This is a genomic window from uncultured Mucilaginibacter sp., assembly GCF_937859865.1.
GTDB lineage: Bacteria > Bacteroidota > Bacteroidia > Sphingobacteriales > Sphingobacteriaceae > Mucilaginibacter_A.
Genome location: NZ_CALMAT010000015.1, coordinates 5,166 through 5,592, shown reverse-complemented (window position 1 = coordinate 5,592; position 427 = coordinate 5,166). Strand labels below are relative to the sequence as shown.

The 427-nt window shown below is 37.0% G+C and carries 1 pseudogene (running past one end of the window); it reads left to right on the top strand.

What is annotated here, in order from left to right:
• Positions 1–268: 268 nt before the first annotated feature.
• Positions 269–427 (top strand): annotated as a pseudogene (serC, locus tag Q0192_RS01975) (3-phosphoserine/phosphohydroxythreonine transaminase) (it continues 855 nt past the right edge of the window).

Below are 427 nucleotides of genomic sequence, written 5' to 3'. Positions count from 1 at the left end.
GAAAACTGTAAAGAATTGTTAGAAGCCGGTGCCAATGTTTTGGTTGCCGGAAATTCGGTTTTTTCGTCAGATGATCCTTTGCTGGCCATCCAAAAATTAAAACATCCCTAAAAGAAGTATTCAATTGCTGATTGAATTAAAAACAAAAACGACGTTTAGTTAAATTATTTATAAATAACTGACTGTTAACAAAGTCAAATTTTATAAATTCGCACACGCCGGTCATCACTGTTGTTTCTTTTTTTTCCGGCCTAATTAAATAAAAAACATGAAGCATAATTTTGGTGCAGGTCCGGGTATTTTACCGCACGAAGTACTTAAACAAGCCGCCGAAGCGGTAATTGATTTTAACGGAATTGGTTTATCTATCTTAGAAATTTCGCACCGCTCGCCAGAGTTTGAAGCGGTGATGAACGAAGCCGTAAGC